The sequence below is a fragment of the Pseudomonas sp. MDT1-85 genome (assembly GCF_054898065.1).
This window is the reverse complement of the sequence record NZ_CM142715.1, coordinates 2,835,517-2,851,925: the sequence shown is the minus strand read 5'-3', so window position 1 is coordinate 2,851,925 and position 16,409 is coordinate 2,835,517. Positions and strand designations below refer to the sequence as shown.

The 16,409-nt window shown below is 57.9% G+C and carries 19 protein-coding genes; 10 read left to right on the top strand and 9 right to left on the bottom strand.

The annotated features are described in order from the left end of the window. The first annotated feature begins 211 nt into the window (after positions 1–211). Positions 212–1,231 carry a branched-chain amino acid aminotransferase gene (locus ACYZT2_RS12945; RefSeq protein ID WP_461972643.1) on the top strand — a complete coding sequence of 340 codons (1,020 nt, stop codon included), beginning with the start codon at positions 212–214 and terminating at the stop codon, positions 1,229–1,231. A gap of 194 nt (positions 1,232–1,425) precedes the next feature. Next, positions 1,426–1,767, top strand: a complete 342-nt coding sequence (locus ACYZT2_RS12940) for a hypothetical protein (protein ID WP_461972641.1) — start codon at positions 1,426–1,428, stop codon at positions 1,765–1,767. Here ACYZT2_RS12940 and ACYZT2_RS12935 read toward each other — a convergent pair. Then, positions 1,757–2,683 carry a LysR substrate-binding domain-containing protein gene (locus ACYZT2_RS12935; RefSeq protein ID WP_461972639.1) on the bottom strand — a complete coding sequence of 309 codons (927 nt, stop codon included), beginning with the start codon at positions 2,681–2,683 and terminating at the stop codon, positions 1,757–1,759. The two genes, ACYZT2_RS12940 and ACYZT2_RS12935, sit on opposite strands and share 11 nt — an antisense overlap. 105 nt (positions 2,684–2,788) lie before the next feature. Between ACYZT2_RS12935 and ACYZT2_RS12930 the strand changes: the two genes are divergently transcribed. Continuing rightward, a complete protein-coding gene (locus tag ACYZT2_RS12930; RefSeq protein ID WP_461972637.1) occupies positions 2,789–3,397 on the top strand; it encodes a LysE family translocator in 609 nt (202 codons plus the stop codon). Here the strand turns inward: ACYZT2_RS12930 and ACYZT2_RS12925 are convergent. Next, positions 3,394–4,158, bottom strand: a complete 765-nt coding sequence (locus ACYZT2_RS12925) for an ArsR/SmtB family transcription factor (protein WP_461972635.1) — start codon at positions 4,156–4,158, stop codon at positions 3,394–3,396. The two genes, ACYZT2_RS12930 and ACYZT2_RS12925, sit on opposite strands and share 4 nt — an antisense overlap. An 81-nt stretch (positions 4,159–4,239) precedes the next feature. Between ACYZT2_RS12925 and ACYZT2_RS12920 the strand changes: the two genes are divergently transcribed. After that, the gene (locus tag ACYZT2_RS12920) at positions 4,240–5,346 is read left to right on the top strand and encodes a cytochrome P450 (RefSeq protein WP_461972633.1); all 1,107 of its coding nucleotides are present in this window, start codon (positions 4,240–4,242) and stop codon (positions 5,344–5,346) included. 8 nt (positions 5,347–5,354) lie between these two features. Here the strand turns inward: ACYZT2_RS12920 and dmeF are convergent, their stop codons facing one another. Continuing rightward, positions 5,355–6,284, bottom strand: coding sequence for a CDF family Co(II)/Ni(II) efflux transporter DmeF (dmeF, locus tag ACYZT2_RS12915; protein ID WP_461972631.1), 930 nt, complete (start codon positions 6,282–6,284; stop codon positions 5,355–5,357). An 11-nt stretch (positions 6,285–6,295) separates the two neighbouring features. Further along, positions 6,296–6,571 (bottom strand): metal/formaldehyde-sensitive transcriptional repressor, encoded by a 276-nt coding sequence (locus tag ACYZT2_RS12910; RefSeq protein WP_019648873.1) that lies wholly within the window; start codon positions 6,569–6,571, stop codon positions 6,296–6,298. Positions 6,572–7,100: 529 nt separating this feature from the next. Between ACYZT2_RS12910 and ACYZT2_RS12905 the strand changes: the two genes are divergently transcribed. The 4 genes from ACYZT2_RS12905 to ACYZT2_RS12890 all read left to right on the top strand — a co-directional run bounded on the left by ACYZT2_RS12905 (position 7,101) and on the right by ACYZT2_RS12890 (position 9,527). Then, the gene (locus ACYZT2_RS12905; protein ID WP_461972628.1) at positions 7,101–7,388 is read left to right on the top strand and encodes a DUF6124 family protein; all 288 of its coding nucleotides are present in this window, start codon (positions 7,101–7,103) and stop codon (positions 7,386–7,388) included. 299 nt (positions 7,389–7,687) lie between these two features. Beyond that, positions 7,688–8,911: a colicin E3/pyocin S6 family cytotoxin gene (locus tag ACYZT2_RS12900; protein WP_461972626.1), complete on the top strand. Its 1,224-nt coding sequence runs from the start codon at positions 7,688–7,690 to the stop codon at positions 8,909–8,911. Positions 8,912–8,926: 15 nt separating this feature from the next. Next, entirely contained in the window at positions 8,927–9,166 is a 240-nt protein-coding gene (locus ACYZT2_RS12895) for a pyocin S6 family toxin immunity protein (RefSeq protein WP_461972624.1), read from the top strand. Between the two features lie 25 nt (positions 9,167–9,191). After that, a complete protein-coding gene (locus tag ACYZT2_RS12890; RefSeq protein WP_461972622.1) occupies positions 9,192–9,527 on the top strand; it encodes a hypothetical protein in 336 nt (111 codons plus the stop codon). 230 nt (positions 9,528–9,757) lie between these two features. Here ACYZT2_RS12890 and ACYZT2_RS12885 read toward each other — a convergent pair whose 3' ends face one another. Both ACYZT2_RS12885 and ACYZT2_RS12880 read right to left on the bottom strand, forming a co-directional pair. Beyond that, entirely contained in the window at positions 9,758–10,096 is a 339-nt protein-coding gene (locus ACYZT2_RS12885) for an FKBP-type peptidyl-prolyl cis-trans isomerase (protein WP_461972620.1), read from the bottom strand. A gap of 162 nt (positions 10,097–10,258) precedes the next feature. Beyond that, complete coding sequence (locus tag ACYZT2_RS12880; RefSeq protein WP_461972618.1) at positions 10,259–10,723, bottom strand: hypothetical protein; 465 nt, start codon at positions 10,721–10,723, stop codon at positions 10,259–10,261. 223 nt (positions 10,724–10,946) lie between these two features. Here ACYZT2_RS12880 and ACYZT2_RS12875 point away from each other — a divergent pair, with 223 nt between their 5' ends. Together ACYZT2_RS12875 and ACYZT2_RS12870 are read left to right on the top strand one after the other, a co-directional pair. Next, the gene (locus tag ACYZT2_RS12875) at positions 10,947–12,755 is read left to right on the top strand and encodes a monovalent cation:proton antiporter-2 (CPA2) family protein (protein WP_461972616.1); all 1,809 of its coding nucleotides are present in this window, start codon (positions 10,947–10,949) and stop codon (positions 12,753–12,755) included. A 160-nt stretch (positions 12,756–12,915) separates the two neighbouring features. Continuing rightward, positions 12,916–14,016: a DNA alkylation repair protein gene (locus ACYZT2_RS12870; protein ID WP_461972614.1), complete on the top strand. Its 1,101-nt coding sequence runs from the start codon at positions 12,916–12,918 to the stop codon at positions 14,014–14,016. A gap of 133 nt (positions 14,017–14,149) precedes the next feature. Here ACYZT2_RS12870 and ACYZT2_RS12865 read toward each other — a convergent pair whose 3' ends face one another. From ACYZT2_RS12865 to ACYZT2_RS12855, 3 genes are all read right to left on the bottom strand, one after another. Continuing rightward, a complete protein-coding gene (locus tag ACYZT2_RS12865; RefSeq protein WP_461972612.1) occupies positions 14,150–14,509 on the bottom strand; it encodes a DUF6124 family protein in 360 nt (119 codons plus the stop codon). Positions 14,510–14,954: 445 nt separating this feature from the next. Next, entirely contained in the window at positions 14,955–15,170 is a 216-nt protein-coding gene (locus tag ACYZT2_RS12860) for a DUF4287 domain-containing protein (protein ID WP_461972610.1), read from the bottom strand. 220 nt (positions 15,171–15,390) lie between these two features. Further along, the gene (locus tag ACYZT2_RS12855; RefSeq protein WP_461972608.1) at positions 15,391–16,287 is read right to left on the bottom strand and encodes a LysR family transcriptional regulator; all 897 of its coding nucleotides are present in this window, start codon (positions 16,285–16,287) and stop codon (positions 15,391–15,393) included. Positions 16,288–16,409: the final 122 nt, after the last annotated feature.

Here is a 16,409-nt window from a genome sequence, read left to right as displayed (position 1 = left end):
GGAAGCTGAGGTGTTTGCAGGTTTCAGGGCAAACATAGATCAAATGTGGGAGCGAGCCTGCTCGCGATTTCTCAAGGGCGACATCATTTCTACCCTTAAGCCGACAGCCCGGGCTGCGAAATGGGCCCGGAATGAAGTATTGTTGTCCCCATCCAGAAAAATGTCAGAAGCCTTGAACCGTTTCGGCGGTTGTTAAGTGATAGAGGGTGTCATGGGTAACGAAAGCATCAATTGGGACAAGCTGGGTTTTGACTATATCAAGACAGACAAGCGCTATCTGTCGCACTGGCGTAATGGCGAGTGGGACAAAGGCACCCTGACCGAAGATAACGTGCTGCACATCAGCGAAGGCTCTACTGCCCTTCACTATGGCCAGCAGTGCTTCGAAGGCCTGAAGGCCTATCGTTGCAAGGACGGTTCGATCAACCTGTTCCGCCCGGACCAGAACGCCGCACGCATGCAACGCAGCTGCGGTCGCCTGCTGATGCCGCAAGTGTCCACCGAGCAGTTCGTCGAAGCGTGCAAGGAAGTGGTACGCGCCAACGAGCGTTTCATCCCGCCTTACGGCACCGGCGGCGCGCTGTACCTGCGTCCGTTCGTGATCGGCGTGGGTGACAACATCGGCGTGCGTACCGCGCCCGAGTTCATCTTCTCGATCTTCTGTATCCCGGTCGGCGCCTACTTCAAGGGTGGTTTGACCCCGCACAATTTCCTGATCTCCAGCTACGACCGCGCTGCCCCACAAGGCACCGGTGCGGCCAAGGTCGGTGGTAACTACGCCGCCAGCCTGATGCCGGGCTCCCAGGCCAAGAAGGCGCACTTCGCCGACTGCATTTATCTGGACCCGCTGACCCACACCAAAATCGAAGAAGTCGGCTCGGCCAACTTCTTCGGGATCACCCACGACAACAAGTTCGTCACCCCGAACTCTCCTTCGGTGTTGCCGGGCATTACCCGTCTGTCGTTGATCGAGCTGGCCAAAACCCGTCTGGGTCTGGAAGTGGTCGAAGGTGACGTGTTGATCGACAAGCTGTCCGACTTCAAGGAAGCCGGTGCTTGCGGCACTGCTGCGGTGATCACCCCGATCGGCGGCATCAGCTACAACGACAAACTGCACGTGTTCCACAGCGAAACCGAAGTCGGCCCGATCACCCAGAAGCTCTACAAAGAGCTGACCGGTGTACAGACCGGCGACGTCGAAGCGCCAGCGGGCTGGATCGTCAAGGTTTGATTTGATGCGATCCGCTATCGCGAGCAGGCTCGCTCCCACAGGTTCTGCACTGTTCCTGTGGGAGCGAGCCTGCTCGCGATTGTCCGTTTGAACACAATAAAAGCCCGGCCTTCATATTGAAGGCCGGGCTTTTTTCGTCCGAGTATCGTGGAAAACGCCACGTGCAACAGCCATTAACAGGTGCCACCACAACCATGGGAAAACTCTGGCGAAAGTATCTGGCCTTGCTGGACACCGACTTCACCACGCAAGTGTTCGACAACATCAAGAACCTGCTGGTGTGCGCCCTGCTTTTTGCGGCGGGCAGCAACGCATTGCACAGCGATCATTCTCTGTTTCTGGGGTTGCTCGCCTCAAGCCTCACGGGTTGGGGGTTGATTGCAGTGTCAGCCATATTGATGTTGCTCAGTGTCAGTGATGGCCTGCGTCGACTGTCCAGGTTGCCTTATCACACAGCGTTTCAAATCATCCTGTTTCTGGTTTATCTGATTCTGGCCTTGCGAGTGGTGGAAATAGTCTGGGCTTTCAGGGCGTAGCGGTCACAGCACGAGGTGTTTGCCAACACAGCTCATCCTGAGCAATGCGGGCAAACAACCACTCCACAAACACCCGGGTCTGCGCCGTCACGTCCGGCGCAACACCGTAGTAATAACGCGGCAACGGCATACGCAACTCCGGCAACGGGCAGATCAAGTGTCCGCTCAAAAGATGAGTACCCAGCAAAGAGCTCGGGCACAAGGCAATGCCCTGCCCATCCACGGCGGCCTGAAGCACCCGGTGCATGTGATCAAACTGCCGGATGACCTGAGTGGCTGACAGACTTTGACCAAAGTGCATCGCCCAATGGTGCCAGTCTTCGCGACGAGCCTTGGCAGTCAGTAACGTATGCCGGCCCAGCGAAGTGAGGTCTTCAAGGGGCTGACGTTCAATCAGCGATGGCGCCGCGACCAGTAATAGTTCGTCTTCGAACAGCGGTCGCGCCTCAATCGCCGGCGCCCAATCGTCACGACCACGGCGAATGACGATATCGAACCCGTCGCGTGCCTGATCGGGTGCCTGGGTTTGCGTGATCACCTGCGGCTTGATGTCCGGGTGCTGCGCAACGAAATCCGCTAGCCTGGGCGTCAGCCAAAGCACGGCAAAGGACGGACGTACATTAATCTTCACGGTAGGCAGCGCGGCATGTTGCTTGAGCGCAGCGGCAGCGTCGGCGATCTGCGACAGCCCGGCGCTGACCTGCTCATAAAAACGCTGGCCGGCCGGCGTCAGCACCGATTGGCGGATACGCCGCTCGAACAGCAGCACGCCCAGGTGCTCCTCAAGCAGTTTGATGTGGCGGCTTACCGCACTGTGGCTGACATGTAGCTCTTCGGCCGCCAACCTGAAGCTCTGATGACGAGCAGCGACGGCGAAGGCCCGAACAGCATTAAGCGGCGGTAATTGATTTTTCATGCGTCTAATTTAGTCACCTATGCGCGTTAATTAAAGCGTTTGTCACGCCCTCATCGTCACGCCAATCTGCCAGCACGCAGCCAGCGCCACCTGACGGAGCAAGACATGAACAGCTACGGACTCTTTGTACTTTTCGCCACTCTGACTATTTTGAGCCCGGGGCCTGGTGTGGTCCTGACCCTGTCCAATGCCGTGCGCCACGGTTGGACGGGGGCAGTGCCGGGCATTCTGGGGATAGCGTCGGGGGCGTTTGTCGTCGCCGCCATCAGCGCCACCAGTGTGGGCCTGATACTCAGCACCTCCGCGAACGCTTTTACCGCGTTGAAATACACAGGGGCCGCGTATTTGTTGTACCTGGGCTACAAAAGCTGGCGCTCGGATCGTTTCAGTACGCTGCTTGAAACGCGCCCTTCAAGCCCTGGTTATCGCTTCCTCGAAGCGGCTTCGATGCAGCTTTTGAACCCCAAGGCGGTGTTTTTCTTTCTGGCGGTGTTCCCGCAATTCATCGACACCTCGGCGCACTTCTACACCCAGTTCATCAAACTGGTCGCTTCCTACGGCCTACTGGTGATTCTGGTGCATGGCAGCTATGCCTTGCTCGCCAATGCCGCCAAAGGCTGGTTATCGAGCCCGAAAGGTTCCTGGCTGGCCGCGAAAGTCTCGGGCATGACCTTCGCCGGTTTTGGCGTGCTCATGGCCTCCTCGAGTCGCTAAGCCGCAGGGCTGACAATTGCGCGGCGCCTGTTCTCAGTGGACGCAGGTTGCGCTGTCGTCACCTGAACCGGCAGCTCAATGGCGAACCGGCTACTGAGTTCCTTGCGCCCCACTGACGTTAGCGCCAGCGCCCGACTGTCCAGATCCTGCGTCACCCATTTGCGTTTGATCGCCGTTTGCAGCAACGCCGCGCCCAAGGCGCCGCCCAGGTGCGGCCGGCGCATGCTCCAGTCCAGGCACGGGCAGGCGAAGCGGCGGCGCAAGGTGCCGAGGTTTTTGACGTCGATCCCCAATGCCTCGAACAACGTTTCACCGCTGTCGCTCAGTCGATAAGCCTGCTCATCGGTTTCCAGCAACCACCCCGCTTCGATCATCCGGTCATGCAGCAACACCGCCAACGTACCGGCCATGTGGTCGTAGCAGGTGCGAGCGAACTGCAGGCGGTCCGGGGTGCGCGGGTTGAACGTCGGCGCGACGTTCTGACCGATCACCATCAGCGCTTCCAGTGCCTGGGCCACGCGCTTGTCCACGAGGCTGTAATAGCGGTGACGGCCCTGAACGTGCAAACGCACCAGCGCCAGTTCCTTGAGCTTGGCCAGATGGGCGCTGGCGGTCGAGGCACTGACTTCGGCAATTGCTGCCAGCTCGGTGCTGGTGCGGGCGTGGCCGTCCATCAGCGAACAGAGGATTTTCGTCCGGGCCGGCTCCGCAATCGCTGCGGCCACTTGAGAGACGCCAATGTCGTGTTGTTCTGCGTTCATATTTCGCTCCCGGACGAATCAAGGTCCTTTTGGACTGGAGATAGTAGCAACACTTTTCAACCACCGATAAGGCTGCGACCCGTGGACCCGATCATCGCTGCGACTCATGCCGACCCTTACCCCTATTACGTACAACTGCGTGCCGAAGGTGGGCTGGTTTTTCATCAAGGACTGAAACTATGGGTGGCCAGCAGCGCCCGGGCCGTTGCTGCCGTGCTGGCGCATCCGAACTGTCATGTGCGACCGTCCCATGAACCGGTGCCCCAAGTGATTGCTCAAGGCATGGCCGGCAAGGTGTTTGGTCAGTTGATGCGGATGAACGAGGGTGAACGGCAGCGTTGCCCGAGGGCGGCGATTGAGCCGGGGCTGGCGTTGATTGACGTGAATGAGGTCAATGCGTTGGTCGGCGCTCGGTTGATCTCCCCGGGCGCCGACGGGTTGTCCGCGGCGATGTTTCGCGGGCCGGTCTGTGTGGTGGCGGCGTTGCTGGGGTTCTCTCCGGCTCAGGGCCGGGCCATCAGCGAGCTGACCGCAGACTTCGTCGCCTGCCTGTCGCCTCTCAGCGATCAGGCACAACTGGACACCGCCCATGCCGCGGCGGAACAGCTGGAGGGTTACTTCATCGAGCTTCTGGACGACCCGAGCAACCGAAGCGCCCTGCTCGCCAGTATCCGGCAGCGTTTCGCGGCGACATCGACTGACGCAGAAATCTTGATCGCCAACCTGATTGGATTGTTCTCCCAGACTTACGAAGCCACTGCCGGGTTGATCGGCAATGCGCTATTGGCGTTGATCCGAAACCCACCGTTGGATTCGGCTCAAGTTGATGACTTGATCGCTGAAGTGCAGCGCTTCGACCCGTCGGTGCAAAACACCCGCCGCTTCGTCGCCGCGCCGTGTGAAATCGACGGCGTGAGCCTGAACCCCGGCGACGTCATCCTGGTGCTGCTGGCCTCGGCCAATCGCGATCCGCAGCTTAATGATGATCCCGACACGTTTCAGCTCGACCGCCCGAACCGTCGCAGCTTCACTTTCGGCGCGGGGCGTCATCAATGTCCGGGGCAGGTACTGGCCTTGCACATCGCCAGCGCCACATTGACAGAGATTCTGGCAATGAAACCGACGCTGGACCGACTGACCTGGCATTACCGCCCTTCCCTGAACGGCCGTATTCCGCTGTTTGCCTGAAAGACAACTCAAGCGTGGCGATGTTCGACCGTCAGATGGGACAACTCATGAACCGGTGCCAGACGGCTGCGAACGGCATCGGCACTGACACCCGCCGCGGCTACGACGCTGACTATCGCCGCCCGCGCCTGAGGACCGACTTGCCAGACGTGAAGGTCACTGATGCGAACATCGTCCGTCGATTCAAGCAGCTCACGTATTTCGGCGGCGACATGCTCATCGGTGGTGTCGAGCAACACGGCAGCGCTGTCGCGCATCAAGCCATAGGCCCATTTCGCGATCACGAGGGCACCGACGATGCCCATCACCGGATCCAGCCAGACCCAGCCCAGGTAGCGTCCGGCCAACAATGCCACGATGGCCAGCACCGAGGTCAATGCATCGGCCAACACATGGAAATACGCCGAACGCAGGTTGTTGTCGTGATGATGAGCGTGGGCATTACTGTGATTGTGATGCTCATGGCCGTGATGCCCGTGGTTGCCCGCCAGTAGAAACGCACTGACGATATTCACCGCCAGCCCGATCACCGCAATCACCGTCGCTTCGGTGAAGGCCACAGTGGTCGGTTGAAACAGTCGCACGAGGGATTCGCCAGCGATGCCGATCGACACTAGGCCCAGCACTATGGCTGAAGCAAAACCCGCCAAGTCCCCGACCTTGCCGGTACCAAAACTGAAGCGCGAATTGTTGGCATGCCGCCGGGCAAAACCGTAGGCCGCGGCGGCAATGCCCAAGGCCACGGCGTGGGTCGCCATATGAAACCCGTCCGCCAGCAGTGCCATGGAACCGGTGATGTAACCGGCGGCAATCTCGCCAATCATCATCACAAACGTCAGCGCCACCACCCACAACGTGCGGCGGGCATTGTCATCGTGGGCAGCCCCCAGAAACAGGTGATCGTGGGTAAAACGCGAAGCCTGAGGTGTCAGCGTCATGGTTCGGGCCTCTATTTGGAGTAACGGCGGATGGCTTGCAACAAGTCTTCAACGCCTTCGGCGCGGGCTTCATCACTGAGCCCGGGACGCGCCACATGCTCACGGGCGTGGGCGTCGATGAACTGGTCCATCAAACCGTTGACCGCACCGCGGATCGCCGCCACCAGATGCAGGGTTTTGGCGCATTCGGCGTCGGACTCCAGCGCCCGCTCCACCGCCTGGACCTGGCCGGCAATACGCCGGACGCGGTTTAGCAGATCGTCTTTGTGTTCGTGGATGTGTGACATACGTATACCCCCTACCCCTATATGGCGTGCATGGTCACCGATATGGCCGGGGTTGGCAAGTCAGGTTGACCGCGTCATCGTTCATCGCGAGCAGGCTCGCTCCCACATTTGATCGCTGCCGTACACAGCATTTGTGATCGACACATACCCCTGTGGGAGCGAGCCTGCTCGCGATGTCAGTCTGACAAACGACGCATCATTTCCGACTAGCGCAACAGGCTACAGCGCCTTGCGTCATTGCCTACAACTACGCCAGAATCCGCCGGCTTGTGTGCCTTGGGGTCCGTCGGTAACTTGAATCCCGTCACTGAATGGTCAGTGATCGGGTTTAGTCGCTCGGTAGTTCTCAAAGCAGCACGCACTCCGTTCAGTCAGGTATTCACATGCCTGCGCTCAATGGCAGCTGTGCGCAGGGCACCTTCGGGTGCGCCGGTAAAGCTTTGGTACCCGGTCGACTAACCTGCCTACAGCTGCCACCCCCTTCGTTTAGTCGCGAGGTGGTTGCAGCATCAATTAAGGTACCTAAGCAATGTTCAAACACACTCCAAACCCTCCTGAATCAGAAGCCGAATCGGTTTCACCCAAGACCCCACGCAAACCCAGCACAATGTTCGTCGTCGCCCCCGACATGGATACCGAAAGCTTACTGGCCAATGCCTGCGAATCACTGGCATCAGCCAGTGTCATGGTCAGTGACTTTGCAAACCTCCTGGAAGGCTCGCATCGCAACACAATACTGGGGATTCAGCAGGTCATCATGCTGGGTGAACTGGCCGTCAACCGGGCGCTGGACAACATCGACCCGCAAGAGGCTTAACGTGCTAATCGTTCCTGCGTGTAGGAACGATCATAAAACTGCGCCGATCCAAATGTAGGAGCTGCCGCAGGCTGCGATCTTTTTTGATCTTTAATGATTCAACTGCCGCCAAAGATCAAAAAAGATCGCAGCCTTCGGCAGCTCCTACGCCGACCGGGTACATCAGTGAGATCGAGCTCAGTGCATAGCGACAAGCAGCATTTGTAACAACGGCCAGAGTTTCAGATCAGTCCTACATCTATCAAATGCCCTTTGATATAGCGTCCGCATCGCTTTCAAAAGATGAAACAAGGACGCTCATGGCTCGCAAAACAGACATACCTCGGGTTCAAAACCCACCGTCAGGCGACGGGCACCACATCACCAGCCGCTACATGACCGCCACCGAACTGGCAGAGCGCGACGCCAGACAAAAATCCTATGACGACATATTGGCCCGACAACAGGCATATGAAGACCGTTTTGTCAGGCAACCTCTGCAGCAGGATCAATCCAGCTCCATGGGTTGCGTGCTCACCAAAAGCTGCAACCTCCCCGACGGCGTAATAAACCACGACAACCCATCCGAGTTTGTCCCTGTCGAAAAACTGACCGACTACGGAAATTTCTCCCTGCTAGGTGGCCGCGAAAGGGATGCAGCGGGAAACATCCCTCTCAAAAAAATCAGTGGCAGCGCGTTACCTGTTGCACTGGGAACGCTTCTCTTGGGCCGGGCTGGTGTTGCCGGCACCGGGACGGGTGCTGCTGGTGGTGTCGGCGTAGTGACGACTGGAGTTGCTGCTGGCGCTTTGGCCGGAATGGTTGCATTGCTGTGGCCGTCGAGCTTGGGCGACAGCTCCCTGTACACAGAAGAACAGCTCAATTCGCTCGAGAAAGGCCGAACACGGGTTCGACTGCATGTTGAGCAACAAGCGGATGGCACCTTGAAGGGTTACGGATACAACACCCAGAAGCGCCGTGACTGGGAAATGATTCCTGTAGTCCGGTTCAAGAGTCAGGGCTTTCAGCAGGTCGCTGACTTTGGCGATGGGATAACCCTGATATGGACGCCAGCTGTTGACCCATCCAGCACCTCAGGGATTCCCCCGCTAGAGGCCGCACCACAAGCACCTCAGATCTGGATTTATCCGCCTACCGAACAGGCAGATAACATCATCGTCAACCCGATCTACCCGCCTGAGTACAAGGACTTCATCCTTGTTTTCCCGGCTGACTCCGGTGTGCAGACGCTGTATGTTGTGGTTTCAAGATCTGCTGGCGGCGGTGATATAAAGTACCACCGGCCGCCGTTGGCATTACCTGCATTTCCAAATGCCCTACCTGTTAAATCAAAAAGTAGTGTTCAGGGCGGAGGGAGTAAGCGCAGTCGGTGGAAAGACCGAAAGGGGCGAATATATGAATGGGATAGCAAGACAGGCGCAATAGAGATGTATGACAGTCAAGGTAAACATCTTGGCGAGTTCAACCACGAAACAGGTGAACAGATAGACCCCGCAAAACCCGGCAGAACCACCCCGAAATAAATTAAGAGGCTATTTATGTTTTTATGGATTAGTGGGTTTTTAAACGGTGATGGCGAGGATGATTCCTTAAAATTCGACCTTACAGTTCGACCTGAGTTTGAAGTCGCGGTAATGGGTGTTCTTGGCTGGAAAAATCTTGATGAAAGCGCGGATGGGGAATGGTTACTAACCGGCGAGCAAGTCCAACAAATTGCTATAGCTCTCAATGAGCAGTTACCTACTGAACTGGATCTCTTCATAGGGGTGCGGGAGTAGGTACAACTGAGACGGGAGTTAAACAGTGAGCTTTCTCTATCAAGATCCATCAATGAGCCACCAGGAAGCGACGAGGCTTCTAGCGAGCGACGTAGAAACTAACGTTGCCGCCGCATTGGTTTCTATCGGTCTGAATGAACAAGACAAGACCTGGGCTCAGAACACCTGCCTGAAGTACCTCGAGAGTGAAACCAAATCAGTTGCAGCATCTGCCATCACCGCGCTCGGTCACATAGCCCGCAGACATGGTGAACTGGGCATGGGTGCTGTACTCCCAGCTCTGGAAAAGGTGAAGGAGAAATACCCCTCCCTGGAAGGAACTGTTGCGGACACCCTTGATGATATTGAGACATTCACCTGACTCGCCCGTCAGCAAAAGTACACTGGGGATCGCCAAGATCGCAGCCTTCGGCAGCTCCTACGCCGACCGGGGTACACCCGAGGAGTCGAAGTCGAACGCCAATCCGTAGGAGCTGCCGCAGGCTGCGATCTTTTGGGGCAGCCAACACTTAACTGACTAGCCACAGACAACAAACCCGCCATTTCTGCGGAAAGAAATGGCGGGGTTTGTCGTTTCAGCTCACACAGCCATCAATCATCCCGCGTCAGCACTTCCAGCAATTCAATCTCGAAAATCAGATTCGAATTCGGCGTGATCGCGCCAATCGTCCGCTCGCCATAAGCCAGATGCGCCGGCACCAGCAGCTTGCGTTTACCGCCGACCTGCATGCCCATGATTCCTTGATCCCAACCCTTGATCACCCGCCCTGTGCCAATCACGCACTGAAAAGGTTTACCCCGACTCCAGGAAGAATCGAATTCAGTGCCGTCTTCCAGCCACCCGCGATATTGGGTAGTGATCAGCGCGCCTTTGACGGCGGCTTTGCCGTTGCCCACTTCAAGGTCGATGACCTGCAATTCATCATTCATCACATTCACTCTTTTGCGCGCTTGCCCGAACAGGCTTCATGGGCGCCGTTTTCCCAGAAATACAGGCTATTGGCAACCGTTTCAGTCTGTCTCCGGCAGTGGCCGTGAACTAAATCGGTTGGGCGAACAGACGTTGAGCCATAGTCAGGTCGAATGAAATGCTCAGTCGTTGCTTTGACCGAAAGGAATGCCGTTGAAGGTATGAGTGCAGCAATGGCAACAAGGCGTCATTTGCTCGGCCGTCAGCTCAGGATTGACGATCCGCAGACGCCCCTGATCATCGACATACAAGCCACTGAAATAGCTCGACTCCCCCAGTCGCACCTGTTCCTGCCTTTCGCTTTCATGAAGGGCAACCATCCAGAACACAGGTTCTGCTCGATCGAGGCGAGCCACCGCTTCGCTAAAAACCTCATCCCACTGTCCTCCAACGCGAGACAGCAGGAACCGGAACAACGGTGTGTAATCCAGGCCGTGCCGGCGGGTTCCATGCATCGAACCGCGTGACGACTCATTGTGGATTTCGGCTTTGGTGTGACGTTGATGCCGGTACTCACCCGAGTAATCATTCAGCCGAACACCCCTGGTACGAGTGTTGATCTTGCGGTAGAGGGGTTTCTTTTCCAACGAGTAGCTCCTGACATCCAGTCAATCAAACACCCGATGCGTTTTACTCGAACGGTGGACAATATCAATCAGCCTGCCGTGGCCAATTGTTTCAGACGGCTTGAAGTGGCACCAGCGTGATAGCGGTGTATCAGCCAACAACGTTGTACCTTCATGGCTGACGCGTCTCGTCGCAGCCTTTATCCTAGGCGCCCCCGCCGTATCGAGTTTCTGGAGTTTTGTCATGCCCCACGAAGGCAACCTGTTGCAAGCCGCTGTCGTCTTTTTGTTCGCGGCGGTGCTCACCGTTCCCTTGGCCAAGCGCCTGCAACTGGGGGCGGTATTGGGTTATCTGTTTGCCGGGGTGATCATCGGGCCGTCGGTGCTGGGCTTGATCGGTAATCCGCAAAGCGTCAGCCACATCTCCGAACTCGGGGTGGTGTTGTTGCTGTTCATCATCGGCCTAGAGCTGTCGCCGCGACGTTTGTGGGTGATGCGCAAATCGGTGTTCGGCGTGGGCCTGGCGCAGGTGTTGCTGACCGGTTCGGTGATTGGCGTGCTGGCGTTGTTCGTGTTCGGGCAATCCCTGAACAGTGCCATTGTGTTGGGCCTGGGTCTGGCGTTGTCGTCTACTGCATTTGGTTTGCAAAGCCTGGCCGAGCGCAAGGAATTGACCAGCCCCCACGGGCGGTTGGCGTTCGCGATTTTGCTGTTCCAGGACATCGCCGCGATCCCGCTGATCGCGATGGTGCCCCTGCTGGCCGGCGGTGATCACACCACCAGTGCCGCCGAAGATTTGAACCATGGCTTGCGGGTGCTGGGCAGTATCGCGGTGGTGGTGATTGGCGGGCGGTATTTGCTGCGACCGGTTTTTCGCGTGGTGGCCAAGACCGGTCTGCCGGAGGTGTCCACGGCCACTGCGTTGCTGGTGGTGATTGGTACGGCGTGGTTGATGGACCTGGTCGGTGTGTCGATGGCACTCGGCGCGTTTCTCGCCGGTTTGCTGCTGGCGGATTCCGAATATCGCCACGAACTGGAAGCGCAGATCGAGCCGTTCAAAGGCCTACTGCTGGGGCTGTTTTTCATCAGTGTCGGCATGGGCGCCAATTTGAGTTTGCTGCTCAGTGCGCCGATCGCGGTGCTGGGGCTGACCGTGCTGCTGATCGCGATCAAGCTGCCGTTGCTGTTTGTGGTCGGTCGACTGGCTGGCGGCTTGGGCAAGGTCAATGCGATTCGTTTGGGCATCGTGCTGGCAGCCGGTGGTGAGTTTGCCTTTGTGGTGTTCAAGATCGGCCGGGATCAGGGCTTGTTCGAGCCGCGCCTGTACGACTTGCTGGTGCTGACCATCACCCTGTCGATGGCGCTGACACCGCTGTTGCTGCTGGCCTGCGCACGACTGGTCAAACCCAAGGTTCAACCGGTGGAGGTGCCGCAGAAGTTTCGCGAAATCGACACCGACACACCGCGCGTCGTCATCGCCGGCATGGGTCGTATGGGGCAGATCGTCGCGCGGATTCTGCGGGCGCAGAACATCAAGTTCGTCGCCCTCGACACGTCGGTGGAAACCATCGAACTGTCCCGCAGCTTTGGCGGCGTGCCGGTGTTCTACGGCGACCCGATGCGCCCGGAAATCCTCAGCGCGGCCAAGGTCGAGCAAGCGGAGTTTTTCGTGATCGCCACCGATGATCCGGAGACCAACATCAAAACGGCCGAGGTGGTGCACAAGCTTTATCCGCACATCAAAATCATCGCCCGCGCCCGAAACCGTCAGCATGTGCACCGGTTGGTGGATGTCGGGGCTCAGGCGGTGCGGGAAACCTATTACTCCAGCCTGGAAATGACCCGGCGGACGCTGATTGGACTAGGGCTGACGCAGGCTCAGGCCGATGCGCGGATCAAGCGCTTTACCCATCACGATGAACAAGTGCTGGAGGCCCAGCATGCGGTGTATGACGATGCGGCCAAAGTGATGCAGACCGCGCAGGAAGCGCGGGCGGAATTGGCAAAACTGTTTGAGTCGGATCAGTTGGAAGAGGAAGCGGGTAAGAGTTGAGGTGAATCTGATGTCCTCATCGCGAGCAGGCTCGCTCCCACAGGGGATCTATGTCAGCCGCAAATCTTGTGGCTGACTCGGTTAATTGTGGGAGCGAGCCTGCTCGCGATGAACGATAACGCGGTGTTTCGGATAAATAACAACAACCAAGGAATCCACGATGGCTGCTGACCAAACCTCCCCCGCCCTGAAGGAAATCTTCAACGCCGAACGCCTCGCGCACATCGCCACCGAGATGACGGCGGTCTATCCCGGCTTCGACGCGAAGGCCTTCCTGAAACTGGCTAAAACCGGCCTCTCGGAGTTGTCAGTCATGCAACGCATGGCCCGCGTCAGCGAATGCCTGCACGAGGTATTACCGCTCGGTTATGAAGAATCCCTCGACGTCTTGCGCGCCCTCGCCCCGCGCCTGAACAGCGCCTTCGTCAGCATGTTTTTGCCGCATTACGTCGCGACCTACGGCGCTCATACGTTCGATCTGTCTATGAATGCGCTCAAATATTTCACGGCCTTCGGCTCATCGGAATTCGCCATCCGGCACTTTCTACGCAGCGATATCGAGAGCTCGTTGGCGCTGATGCACGATTGGTCGCTGGATGAAAACGAACATGTCCGGCGCCTGGCCAGCGAAGGCAGCCGACCGCGTCTGCCATGGTCGTTCCGCCTGGAGCCGGTCCAGGCCAACCCGACACTGGCCGCCGCGATCCTCGACAATCTCAAGGCCGACGACAGCCTCTACGTACGCAAATCCGTGGCCAACCACCTCAACGACATCACCAAGGATCATCCCGAGTGGGTGCTGGCATTGATCGAGGGCTGGTCACTGGACAACAAACACACGGCGTGGATTGCCAGACATGCCCTGCGTAGCCTGATCAAACAAGGCAACCAGCGGGCGCTGGCAATCATTGGCGCGGGCGGCAAGCCCGAGGTTGAAATCATTGAGGTGAAGGTCGAACCGGCGGTGATACGTCTGGGCGAGAAAATCACCCTGTCCTTCGCGATGAAATCCACGGTCCCGGAGAGTCAGCGACTGGTGATCGACTACGCGATTGATTACGTCAAAGCCAACGGCAGCACGTCGGCAAAGGTATTCAAGCTCAAGGCGATGACGCTGCCCGGCAAGGCTACCGAATCCATTGCGCGTAGCCAGCACATCAAACAACTCACCACCCGAAAGCATTACCTTGGCCTGCACGCCGTGCACATTCTGGTCAACGGCGAACGGCTGGCCAGCACGGCGTTTGAAATCCTCGCCTGAAGCACCACAGCCTTCGCTTGAAATACGACCCCTGTAGGAGCGAGGCTTGCCCGCGAAGGCGTCAGGTCTGGCACAGCGCGTTATCGTTCTTCGCGGGCAAGCCTCGCTCCTACAAAGGGAATGCAGCCCACACCTACTCAGGCGTATTAATGTGATCCAGAACCCGGTTCGCGGTGATTTCCGCCATCATGATGCTGTTTGAAATGCCCAGCAGGGCGTGACGCGACTCACCCTCCAGATGATCCACCAACTGATGGACCATCACATCGACCGAGGCCAGCGTCTCGACCAAAAAAACCGCCAGGGTTTCGGTAGTCGCCTCTGGGTCCACGGCAAACAGCTTGCCGGGTTTACGCGCGGTGGCTTTGATGTCGGCATTCGACGGGAAGTGGAAGTCGAGAGCCCGCTTGGCGGCCTCGTTGAGTTTTTTTGAGTCGGATTCGTACGGGGATATCGGATCGGTGTCCGGCGGATTGGGCGTAGGTTTGATCATGAAGAAACTCCTGATTGTTCATTAGGAGCTACCAGCATCACTTGCAGATGATGGGTGGCAGCTATGTGCGGGTCTGCAAGACCGGGAAACCAGGAACCCAGCAGATCCGAAGATCTCCCGCACAAAGCCGCCATTTCGCGGACATAAACGAGCGTCCTTTGGCAAGGCTATGCGACTGGTATTCCGGCGGGCTTGCAGACCCGATCACTGATGAGCAGTGACGGAAATCAAGTTACCGACGGGCCCCTAGACGCACAAGCCGGCGGATTCTGTCTTACGTGTAGGGGGTGGCGCAAGGCGTTGTAGCCCTTAGGTGGTAACTGCAAGCTTCATTTAAACGCTCGTGATTTTTCTTGTTTAAATGGGCTGTAAGCGATCTGCTGGTGGGTGGGGATGGGCCAGCAATTGCAATCTGTGCCCTTCCCGTCCTACTCGAAATTCTCGCTCACTTTTTAGCGCTCGCTAGATAATGCGCAACCAAAGCATTGGCATGGCCATGCCCCATATCGTGTTCAGCCTTCAGCCAAGCCACCATTTCCATATGCTTCTTGCCGCTCACTGATTCCAGCAGATCCAGCCAGTGGTCGATTGGCTGGCCGTATTTTTTTTCGATTGATGGGAAATACGACGCCGGGCCTTTTGTTTTTGTATCGTCGGTCATGTTGCGAGCTCCCTTTATCGCGACGGAGTGTCGGATAACGCTCCTTGTCGTCATGCCATAGATTGGACGCCAAGCGCTATCCCGGCAAGCACCCCTGCTCGGACTTGTGCAGCTCGCGGCGGGTGCCCTGTAGGAGCGAGCGGTGCGGCGATCCGACTTGCCCGCGAAGAACGATAACGCGGTGTGCCAGACCTGACGCCTTCGCGGGCAAGCCTCGCTCCTACAGGGGAATGGAACCTCGCAGCAGATCCTGCTCGCGCTCACACAACTCCACCACGTAATCCCACAACACCCGCAGCCGCACGGACTTGTGCAGCTCGCGCCGCGTACTGATCCAGTAACTGCGCTGGATGCTTTCATCCGGCAGCAACGGCACCAAGTCCGGATCGGCGCTAGCCATGTAGCACGGCAGCACGGCGATCCCCAGGCCCGAGCGCGCGGCCTGTTGCTGGGCGATGACGCTGGTGCTGTGAAAGACCACCTGGGGGTTGCGGCAAAAGCTGGTGAGGAACATCAGTTCCTGGCTGAACAGCAAATCGTCGACGTAGCCGATCCATGCATGCCGACCGAGGTCTTCGCGGCTGCGCAGCGGTGGCGAGCGGTCTAGATAGGCCTGGCTGGCGTAGAGCGCCAGTCGGTAATCGGTGAGTTTGCGGGTGACCAGCATGTCGGCGGCCGGGCGTTCCAGATGAATGCTGATCTCCGCTTCGCGGTTGAGGATGCTGACGAAACGCGGCACCGCCACCAGTTCCACTTCCAGCCCCGGATAGCGTTCGAACAGCCCGTTCATGCGGCTGGCGAGGAACATGATGCCCAGCCCTTCCGTCACCCCGACGCGGATCTTGCCCAGCGGCGCGGATGATTGGGTGATTTCTTCCTGGGCCAGCAGCGCGACGTTTTCCATGGCTTCGGCGTGTTTGAGCAGTGCTTCGCCGGCCGGGGTCAATTCGTAGCCTTGGGCATGCTGGACGAACAGCGCGGTACCGAGGCTTTTTTCGATGGCTTCGATGTGCCGGGCCACGGTGGCGTGGGTGGTGTTCAAACGGCGAGCGGCGGTCAGCAAGCGGCCGCTGCGCTGCAATTCGAGAAAAAACCGCAGGTCATTCCAGTCGAACATGAACCATCCTTGACGTTATGCCGTTAACGACGCTGTTTAAAAACGCACAGCAGCTGCGTAAAAACTAACATTCTTTTAACAAAAGCTAACAACTAGGATGACCGACAACAAGAACAACAATA